At 67.4% G+C, this 7,048-nt stretch carries 9 protein-coding genes; 5 read left to right on the forward strand and 4 right to left on the reverse strand.

The genetic code is table 11. From position 1 onward, the window contains the following. Positions 1-132: 132 nt before the first annotated feature. A complete protein-coding gene (gene dnaB, locus ACFX43_RS02085) occupies positions 133-1,563 on the forward strand; it encodes a replicative DNA helicase (protein ID WP_350665421.1) in 1,431 nt (476 codons plus the stop codon). Between the two features lie 184 nt (positions 1,564-1,747). On the opposite strand, the gene ACFX43_RS02090 is transcribed toward dnaB, so the two are convergent. From ACFX43_RS02090 to ACFX43_RS02100, 3 genes are all read right to left on the reverse strand, one after another. Beyond that, positions 1,748-2,188, reverse strand: coding sequence for an SRPBCC family protein (locus ACFX43_RS02090; protein WP_378816393.1), 441 nt, complete (start codon positions 2,186-2,188; stop codon positions 1,748-1,750). Continuing rightward, positions 2,185-2,355 carry a hypothetical protein gene (locus tag ACFX43_RS02095; RefSeq protein ID WP_378816396.1) on the reverse strand — a complete coding sequence of 57 codons (171 nt, stop codon included), beginning with the start codon at positions 2,353-2,355 and terminating at the stop codon, positions 2,185-2,187. Before ACFX43_RS02095 ends, ACFX43_RS02090 begins: the two co-directional genes overlap by 4 nt. Before the next feature lie 253 nt (positions 2,356-2,608). Next, positions 2,609-3,109: a MarR family winged helix-turn-helix transcriptional regulator gene (locus ACFX43_RS02100; RefSeq protein ID WP_378816398.1), complete on the reverse strand. Its 501-nt coding sequence runs from the start codon at positions 3,107-3,109 to the stop codon at positions 2,609-2,611. A gap of 96 nt (positions 3,110-3,205) precedes the next feature. Here ACFX43_RS02100 and ACFX43_RS02105 point away from each other — a divergent pair, with 96 nt between their 5' ends. Beyond that, a complete protein-coding gene (locus ACFX43_RS02105) occupies positions 3,206-3,586 on the forward strand; it encodes a cupin domain-containing protein (protein ID WP_378816401.1) in 381 nt (126 codons plus the stop codon). 21 nt (positions 3,587-3,607) lie between these two features. On the opposite strand, the gene ACFX43_RS02110 is transcribed toward ACFX43_RS02105, so the two are convergent. Next, positions 3,608-4,654, reverse strand: coding sequence for a ferritin-like protein (locus tag ACFX43_RS02110; protein ID WP_378816404.1), 1,047 nt, complete (start codon positions 4,652-4,654; stop codon positions 3,608-3,610). A 191-nt stretch (positions 4,655-4,845) separates the two neighbouring features. Here ACFX43_RS02110 and ACFX43_RS02115 point away from each other — a divergent pair, with 191 nt between their 5' ends. From ACFX43_RS02115 to ACFX43_RS02125, 3 genes are all read left to right on the forward strand, one after another. Next, the gene (locus ACFX43_RS02115; RefSeq protein ID WP_378816407.1) at positions 4,846-5,604 is read left to right on the forward strand and encodes an SDR family oxidoreductase; all 759 of its coding nucleotides are present in this window, start codon (positions 4,846-4,848) and stop codon (positions 5,602-5,604) included. A 98-nt stretch (positions 5,605-5,702) separates the two neighbouring features. Continuing rightward, positions 5,703-6,608: an RNA polymerase sigma-70 factor gene (locus ACFX43_RS02120; protein ID WP_378816410.1), complete on the forward strand. Its 906-nt coding sequence runs from the start codon at positions 5,703-5,705 to the stop codon at positions 6,606-6,608. 45 nt (positions 6,609-6,653) lie between these two features. Continuing rightward, a complete protein-coding gene (locus ACFX43_RS02125; protein ID WP_378816413.1) occupies positions 6,654-7,034 on the forward strand; it encodes a hypothetical protein in 381 nt (126 codons plus the stop codon). Positions 7,035-7,048 lie beyond the last annotated feature (14 nt).

Below are 7,048 nucleotides of genomic sequence, written 5' to 3' on the forward strand. Positions count from 1 at the left end.
GGAGACTTGAGGGTGTCGTCGACGGTCGGCCCAGGACGGCGCGAGCAGAACTGTCGGTGCTCACCCGTAGCGTGGCACCGAATCGACCGAGATCACGCCGCGACGATCCGCAGACCACGGAGGGGCAAGGGAATGAGCGTCACTGAGACCGGCTCGATGGGCGGTCCGGGCGACTTCCCGGAGCCGCCGTTCGAGGAGTGGGGCGACGGCCCCGCGGCGTACGAACCGGGCAACGCCCCGCGCGCGGTCAACGACCGCACGCCACCGCAGGACATGGCGGCCGAGCAGGCTGTCCTCGGTTCGATGCTGATCTCGAAGGACGCCATCGCCGACGTCTCCGAGACGCTGCGCGGCACCGACTTCTACCGGCCGACCCACGAGACCATCTACGACGCGATCATCGACCTCTACGGTCGTGGCGAGCCCGCCGACATGGTCACCGTCGCCGACGAGCTGCGCCGCAAGGCTGAGCTGGAGCGCATCGGTGGCGCCCCTTACCTGCACACGCTCGCCTCCAACGTCCCGATCGCCGCCAACGCGGGCTACTACGGCGAGATCGTCCGGGAGAAGTCGGTCCTGCGCCGCCTGGTCGAGGCCGGCACCAAGATCGTGCAGATCGGCTACGCCGGCGAGGGCGAGGTCGACAACATCGTCGACGAGGCCCAGGCCGAGGTCTTCAAGCTCACCGACAAGCGCTCCGGTGAGGACTACTCCCCGCTCGCCGACATCATGGACGGCGTCCTCGACGAGATCGAGGCGATCTCCAACCGCGAGGCCGGCCTCTACGGCGTCCCAACCGGCTTCGCCGACTTCGACGAGCTCACCAACGGCTTCCACGGTGGGCAGATGATCATCGTCGCGGCGCGACCCGCGATGGGTAAGTCGACCTTGGCTCTCGACTTCTGTCGTGCGGCCTCGATCCACAACAACCTGACCAGCGTCTTCTTCAGCCTGGAGATGAGCCGCTCCGAGATCACCATGCGTCTCCTGAGCGCCGAGGCCAAGGTGCCGCTCAACCACATCCGCAACGGCAACATGTCCGACGACGACTGGAACAAGCTGGCCCGCAAGATGGGCGAGGTCTCCAGCGCGCCGATGTTCATCGACGACAGCCCGAACATGACGATGATGGAGATCCGGAGCAAGGCCCGAAGGCTCAAGCAGCGCCACGATCTCCGGCTCATCGTCATCGACTACCTCCAGCTGATGAGCTCCGGCAAGAAGGTCGAATCCCGTCAGCTCGAGGTCTCCGAGTTCTCCCGTCAGATCAAGCTGCTGGCCAAGGAGCTCGAGGTCCCGATCATCGCGCTGTCCCAGCTCAACCGTGGTTCCGAGCAGCGCGCCGACAAGCGCCCCGCCGTCTCCGACCTCCGTGAGTCAGGCTCGCTGGAGCAGGACGCCGACATGGTCGTCCTCCTCCACCGCGACGACGTCTACGAGAAGGAGTCGACCCGCCCCGGCGAGGCCGACGTGATCATCGCCAAGCACCGTAACGGCCCCACCCGGGACCTCGTCGTCGCCTTCCAGGGTCACTACAGCCGTTTCGTCGACATGGCGCACTGAGCCCACTCCTCTCTGCCGAGATGCGGCGAACTCTGACTCTGCCTGCAACAAGTGGACTTTGTCTGGATACCCCCTGCGACCACTGTGCGCACGTTGCGCGGCCGATGGTCGAGGCAGATCCCCCGAGTGCAATGACGTGGTGGCGAAGGAGGGCGGTGGCACCGTGAAGCATGCCGGACGGAGCTCAGCGACGGCTTGACTCCATGTACTGCTTGAGACCCATCCAGTTCTGACGCTCCCAGCCCGGGCCGATCAGGGCAAGCAGCGGGGAGAAGACCCGCGTCGGGCCGACCAGGCCCATCTCCCAGTCCCACCTCAGCCGCGTCCCGCCATCCACGTTCTCAAAGGTCAGGGTGCCGTCGACCTGCATGTACGACGAGCGCACGACGTTGTGGAGCCGATACGGCCTGTCGTACTCCAGGACCTCAAGGGTCATCGTGCCCCTGGCGCCCATGCCCTTGGGAACGGCGACGAAGCGTGCGCCCCTGCCGACCGGTCCCTCGCTCAACTTCTCGGCGCGGACGATCCGAGGGTTGTACCTCGGCTCATTTCGCTCGTCGGCGACCAGGTCAAACACCTCCTCGACCGGCGCGTCGATCGTGACCTCTCCAGAGATGTGCGTCATCGCGATGCCCCTCCCAGCCCACTACCTCGCAACGCGGCCGTGCGCTGATACAGCATCCCGCACGCCTTGACCAGCATGCTCGTCTCCGCCGCGTCGCCGGGCTTGTCCTCCTGCTTCACGAGCCCCTGCGCCAGCGTCATCGGCACGGACTTCGCTGCGTACGCCATCAGTACACCGCCGACAATGCGGCCGCCGCGGTGACCACCGACAGCGGCCCGGTTGCGTCCTCGCCGGAGACGGACTCGAGGTTGGTCGTGTTCGCGAGACCGTGGTGAAGAGCGCGGCGGCCATGATCGTCATGGCCGCGGAGCCCGCCACTACGAGTCGTCTCATGAGCAATTCCTAGGCTCCCGAGCGTGCGGCCAGCAAGGGCAGAAAGACCTCAACCGCTGGTCACCGCGCGCTCGATCCCGTCAGGCTTCAAGACGGACCGTCCGTCAATCCTCCTGTATCGCGACCGGGCCGCTGCGTCAGCCAGCCCGGCAGATCGCCGACGGGCCCGCCATCGGCCACCTCGGCGAGTGCCTCGACCATCGCGTCGAATCGGTCGGCGCCGAGTTGACGTCGCCAGCGGCCCACGATGTGTTCGAAGCCGACTGCGCTCGCTGTCAGGAACTCCTCGGCCCGTTGCGTACGCCGCAGGAGAACTGCTCGTCGGTCACCGGGGACGGGATCGCGGAAGATGTAACCGGCGTTCTCGAGCCCGGCGGCTGTCTTGGCCGCGGCCTGCTTCGAGACGCCGAGGCGCTGGCCGAGCTGGTTGATGGTGCACCCGTCGGGCCCGATGGCCTGGAGTGCGAAGCCATGCAGTGGTCTAGCTCCGGAATAGCCCTGCGCCGCCAGCTCGCTGTTGAGCGCATCGACACCCTGGCGGAATGCGCCGGCCAGCAGGAGTACGACCTTCCATCCAGGCTCACTCATCAACCCAACTCCTCTTGTCGACAACCCGGTTGACGATATCGCGAAGGCCACTCTAATGTTTTAGACAACCAAGTTGTCTAAAACAAAGGAGCCGCCATGCTTGCCACCAAGATCGCTCAGTCGGACACCCGCCGCACCGAGACGCCCAACGCTTTGATGACGACCCTCGCCTCGCCGACGCAGGGAGGCACCGAGGCGCTGAGCCTGTGGCGGGTCAGGATGCACCCCGGCCAGAGCGGACCAGTGCACACCTTCGATGTCGAGCAGGTCTGGCACGTCCTGGAAGGTGAGGCAACCGTCGTCATCGACGGCGAATCCATCGAGCTGTCGGTCGGCGACACCGTCGTCATGTCTGCCGGCACTCCGCGGCAGATCCGCACCGACTCTGGCGCCGACTTTGTCGTGGTCGGCCTGGCGAGCGGACAGGCGTCGACACCGGACGGAGGGCAGGCCGTATCGCCGCCGTGGATCGTGTGATGTCGAGTGGCCGTGGGTGGATCAGCTCCGTTGCTCGGGTGGCACGTACTCGAAGGACGGACCGGCGGTGGTCTTTCCGTCGCCGGTCGGCATCTTCATCAGCGCCATCGCCTGCTTGCGGAGCCCGAACATGGCGCCGACAGCGTCCTGCATCTGGCTGGGATCACCGTTGAAGGCCTGTTCGAGCAGGTACAGAACCAGGCTGTAGGTCTGGTTGAACTCCTCTTGGGCGACACGGATGGGGCTGCCCTCCGGATAGTCGGCGGTACGCGGGTTGGGCCGCATCGGCAGGACACCGTCGAAGTCGATCGCGATCTCCTTGCCGGTCGGCCCGGACTGCGGTGTGTCGCCGGTCTGGTAGCGGCGGCCCAGGCGGAGCTCCTGGAACCTGTAGTAGTGCGCGACCTCGTCCCGGTCGGGGTGGAAGACGTCGCGATCGCCGTCCCACACGTTCGTACGCGCGGCGCCCTCGCCCTGCTCGACGATCTCCGCCAGCGCGGCCGACGCGGACTTCAGGTCGACGACCGGCAGCACCTCGCCGCCTCCGCCCCTGAGGTGGAACTCGCCGATCTGCCGGGACGGGTCGCCGCTGAACACGTTCTCCTCGCCCAGCCGGTCGCACAGGGTGCGTAGGCCGGCCTCGATCGCGGCGTAGAACTGCCCGATCGTCTGATACTCGTCATCCTGCGGAGGCGCGTCGACGGACGCCGGCTGCTCGATACGTAGGAACAGCTCGAGCGCTTCCGGGCCGAACGGGACGAGATGGACGTGGACGGACCGGTCGCCGTGGGGCAGCGGATGGGGGTACGCCGGGAGCAGCTCCGGCGCGTCGAGCTTGGGAGAGCCGCCGACGGCGTTGAGCAGGTTCGCGGCCAGTGCCAGATGGATCATCTCCTCGGCAAGGACCGTGCCCACGACCTGGGCGGCCTCGGGGTTTCGGGCCGGGTCCAAGGAGTAGAGCGCGCACAGGTAGGGAGGAATCGTCGCGTGCTCCAGCTCGATCGCCCACTGCAGGTGGCGTCGGAGATCGTCGATCGTGTCGATGGCGTGGGCGCCTCGGGTGTCCATGAAGTACCTCGGTTCGTCAGGTCGGTGTCTCCAGTCAGGACCGGACCGGCCCTCGGTTTGTGACGAAGACCGGAAAGAGGACGGCCGATCGCATCCGCCGCCGGGCGTTCTGTCACAAACCACGGGCCTGTCCGGTCCTGACTGATGAGCGACGTTCCGGATCGGCCGGGACGCGAGATGGAAGGAACACCATGAAGATCGTCGTGATCGGCGGAACTGGCCTGATCGGCTCGAAGCTCGTCCGGAAGCTGGCCGAGCACGGCCACGAAGCGGTGCCCGCCTCACCCGACTCGGGCGTGAACACCCTGACCGGCGAAGGGCTGGCCGAGGTGCTGGAGGGCGCTGAGGTCCTGGTCGACGTCTCGAACTCGCCCTCCTTCGCCGACGATGCCGTGCTGGACTTCTTCCGTACGTCCACCGGGAACCTCCTCGCCGCCGAGGAGAAGGCTGGGGTCGGACACCACGTGGCCTTGTCGGTGGTCGGCACCGAGCGTCTCGCCGAGAGCGGCTACTTCCGCGCGAAGATCGAGCAGGAGAGGCTGATCAAGGAGTCCGGACGGCCGTACTCGATCGTGCACGCCACGCAGTTCTTCGAGTTCGTGGGCAGCATCGCCCAAGCGGCTACCGAGGGAAACACGGTCCGTCTGTCCGACGCGCGGATCCAGCCCATCGCAGGCGAGGACGTGGCCGCCGCGGTTGGCCGAGTCTCCGTGGGCGCGCCGCTGAACGGCACTGTCGAGGTGGCGGGTCCCGAGCAGTTCGGGCTCGACGAGCTGATCCGCACCGGGCTGAGCTACCGCGGCGACGCCCGCGAGGTCGTCACCGACCCGGAGGCGCGCTACTTCGGTGCGCTGCTGGACAAGGACATGCTCCTGCCAGGCCCCGACGCGCAGCTGTCGGACACCCGGTTCGCCGACTGGTTGCCGCTGAACCCGCCGCCGGCGAAGTGACCACGAGCGATCACGATCGTCGGGCGGCGGCACTCTGAGAGCCTCTAGAGTTTGGCTGGTGCCGGACGGCGATCGAGTGACGACGGTGGGGGCGTGGGATGACGGATTCCGAGGTGCGTGAGATCGGTGACGCGGAGGATCTCGAGGCGGCCACCGCTGTCTTCACGCAGGTACGTCCGCGCCTGTTCGGGATTGCGTATCGCATGCTCAGCAGCGTCACCGAGGCCGAGGACCTGGTGCAGGACGTGTGGCTTCGCTGGCAGGCGTACGACCGGTCCACGGTGGCCAACCCGGAGGCGTTCTTGGCGACCACCACCACTCGGCTGGCCATCAACGTCCTCCAATCGGCGTGGAAACGGCGCGAGACCTACATCGGTCCCTGGCTGCCCGAACCGGTTGACACCGGGGCGGACCCGTACCTGGGTGCCGAGCGGGCCGAGGCTCTGCAGTTCGCGTCCCTGCTGCTGATGGAGAAGCTCACCCCGAGCGAACGCGCCGCCTACGTCCTGCGAGAAGCCTTCGAATACTCCTACGCGCAGATCGCGGACATCCTGACCTCGACCGAACCAGCCGTACGTCAGCTGGTCAGCCGGGCACGCAAGCACATCGCCGGCGAGCGGCGGGCGCCGGTGGCCGCGGAAGAGCAGCGGGAGCTGCTGACCACGTTCCTCACCGCCGCCCGCGCCGGCGACCTGACCGCGTTGGAGCGGCTCTTCACGCCGGATGTGACCAGCTTGTCCGACGGCAACGGCCGGAAGGGTATCGCCCGTACGCCGCTCGTCGGCGCGGAGCGGGTGGCGAAGTTCCTCAAGGCGATCTCCACCTGGTTCTGGGACGGCGTCGAGGTGCGCTGGACGACCACGAACGGACAGACGTCCGCCGTACTCGTCCGCGACGGCTCCGCGTACGGCCTGGTCACCGTCGGCGCCACTGCCGAAGGCATCGATCAGGTGCTCTGGCTGGTCAACCCCGAGAAGAACAAGGGCGTGTCCGCCGCAGGCTGAGTCGCCGATGGACACACCTGCGACCGCGAAAGAACGGGGCACGATGTGCGCACATCCTGGGGTCCGCTCGATCGACACGACCTGGTCGTACGCAGGTTCGCCGAAGCCTGTGGCCGGGGAGACATCACGGCACTCACCGCTGTCCTGGGCGTCGAGGTCGTCGGCACCTGCGACGCGGGCGGACTGGTACCCGGCCCTGACGAGCCTCTGCACGGTCCGGCGGAGGTCGCCCGCTTGGTCACGACGCTGTGCGGGCAGACCGGTGTCGACCTGGCCGTCGAGTCCGTCAACGGCCGCGCCGGACTGGTCCTGCGCCGTGGCTCTCGCGCTGTCGCGGTCATCGGCGCGGAGACGACCGGGTACGAGATCGCGACGCTGTGGATCGTGCTCAATCCGGCCAAGCTGGGCGACTGGCATCGCAGTTGACCGGGCCCGTGCGG

Source organism: Nocardioides sp. YIM B13467 (assembly GCF_042788075.1).
GTDB lineage: Bacteria > Actinomycetota > Actinomycetes > Propionibacteriales > Nocardioidaceae > Nocardioides.

What these genes read in the sequence shown, in the direction of transcription:
- dnaB (WP_350665421.1), top strand. Translation starts at nt 133, where the DNA reads ATGAGCGTCACTGAGACCGGCTCGATGGGCGGTCCGGGCGACTTCCCG.
- ACFX43_RS02090 (WP_378816393.1), bottom strand. Translation starts at nt 2,188, where the DNA reads ATGACGCACATCTCTGGAGAGGTCACGATCGACGCGCCGGTCGAGGAG.
- ACFX43_RS02095 (WP_378816396.1), bottom strand. Translation starts at nt 2,355, where the DNA reads ATGGCGTACGCAGCGAAGTCCGTGCCGATGACGCTGGCGCAGGGGCTC.
- ACFX43_RS02100 (WP_378816398.1), bottom strand. Translation starts at nt 3,109, where the DNA reads ATGAGTGAGCCTGGATGGAAGGTCGTACTCCTGCTGGCCGGCGCATTC.
- ACFX43_RS02105 (WP_378816401.1), top strand. Translation starts at nt 3,206, where the DNA reads ATGCTTGCCACCAAGATCGCTCAGTCGGACACCCGCCGCACCGAGACG.
- ACFX43_RS02110 (WP_378816404.1), bottom strand. Translation starts at nt 4,654, where the DNA reads ATGGACACCCGAGGCGCCCACGCCATCGACACGATCGACGATCTCCGA.
- ACFX43_RS02115 (WP_378816407.1), top strand. Translation starts at nt 4,846, where the DNA reads ATGAAGATCGTCGTGATCGGCGGAACTGGCCTGATCGGCTCGAAGCTC.
- ACFX43_RS02120 (WP_378816410.1), top strand. Translation starts at nt 5,703, where the DNA reads ATGACGGATTCCGAGGTGCGTGAGATCGGTGACGCGGAGGATCTCGAG.